1 protein-coding gene is annotated in these 1,450 nt (G+C 58.8%); it reads right to left on the reverse strand.

All coding sequences use genetic code 11. The features are described 5' to 3' along the window. Nucleotides 1-260: 260 nt before the first annotated feature. Nucleotides 261-1,364, reverse strand: a complete 1,104-nt coding sequence (locus MMG91_RS28745; RefSeq protein WP_310661447.1) for an IS110 family transposase — start codon at nucleotides 1,362-1,364, stop codon at nucleotides 261-263. Between the last annotated feature and the right edge of the window lie 86 nt (nucleotides 1,365-1,450).

The following is a 1,450-nucleotide window of genomic DNA, read 5'->3' on the forward strand; positions in this document are numbered from 1 at the left end:
CTCCTATGTATGGACTCGCCCCTACTGTCAACCCGCTTTGCTTTTGAACACTGCTACCCGGTTGCATCTATGTATCAGGCCTGTTCGAGGAAGCGCCTGGCTTCTGGCCAACATCGGATCAGCTCGCGGGATGCCGATTACAGAGAGGCCTCAAGGGCCGGTAGGAGCGCAGGCATCTATCCGCGACGGTTTAACCTGGGGTCAATGTTCTCGAGCAAGGGTTGAGACGGCCAAGCGCCTCGGCGGCAGAACTCGTTAAATCACTGGCCTGTCACCACCTCCTGGCGCTCGGTCGGCTGGCGGTGATAGGTGTCTTTGTTTTGCAGTAACACCCAGATGATCCGCAGGTTACGGTTGGCCAGACGCACCGCAGCCCCTTTCTGTCCATGACGGCCTAGCCAGCGTTGCAGGCGGCGGTCATCCGGATGATCCGAGCTGGGATTGAGCTGTCTGAGGACGGCGTGTGCACCTTGTATGGCCAGACTGCGGATGTAGGCATCCCCGCGCTTGGCCATCTTGCCCAGCCGGATCGTATGTCCACTGCTGTACTGCTCGGGCACTGTACCGAAGTAAGCCGCAAAATCCCGGGCATTGGCAAAACGCTCGGGTTCGGTCTGCTTGGCAATCATGGCCGAGGAGAAGATCGGGCCGACACCGCGCACCGTCATAAGCCGCTTCGCGGTTTCGTCTTCACGAGCTGCGCGCTCCAGGCGGCCGGTCATCACTTCGATACGTTCAGCCATGTGCTTCCACTCACCGAGCAATTCGGCGATCAGCTCGTGTAGCAACTCGGGGATAGGCTGGCTGGAGTCTTCCAGTAGCTGAGTGACGTTTCGGTCAATGGCTGCTTTGCCTTGGGGGATGGAAAAACCATGTTCCAGCAGCAAGCCACGCATCTGGTTGCCCATGGCGGTGTGCTCTTTCACGTAGCGCCGGCGTACCCGGTGCAACGCTTGCATTTCCAGCCCGGCTACGGTTTTGATCGGCACGGCATAAGCACGCTCGTCCCGACCGGCGCGCAGGATGGCCAACACGTCGTTGCGGTCGTTCTTCGGTCCGCTGCGATGCTTGGCCACATGTTGAGCCGGCAGGATTCGAGGCTGATTGCCCTGTTCCAACAGCAACCGGGCCCAAGCCTGCGCACCTGGACCGGTCTCCATCAAGACCGAGGTGCCAGGTGGTAATTGGCGCAAGAAAGTGGAAAAGGCTTCACGGGATTTGAGGCGCTTCTCATAGATCACTTGACCCAACTGATCTTCGCCCGCTACTTGAAACACACTCTTCGCCAGATCCACGGCTACGGTGGTACAGGCTGAAAGGTTGTTTGCAGACAGGGAATTCTTTTTCGACGTACTCTTGTTCATGGGCTCGCCCTCGCTGTCGCTGACATCCATAGGATGCCACCGTGGCGCATAGACGCCTCGGCGTGGGCGAGTCCATTCAATTACAG

It is taken from the genome of Pseudomonas sp. JL3 (assembly GCF_031570575.1).
Classification (GTDB): Bacteria; Pseudomonadota; Gammaproteobacteria; order Pseudomonadales; family Pseudomonadaceae; genus Aquipseudomonas; species Aquipseudomonas cucumis.

Bases quoted from the DNA above. Each gene is read 5' to 3' on its own strand.
- MMG91_RS28745 (WP_310661447.1), bottom strand. From the start codon at position 1,364: ATGAACAAGAGTACGTCGAAAAAGAATTCCCTGTCTGCAAACAACCTT.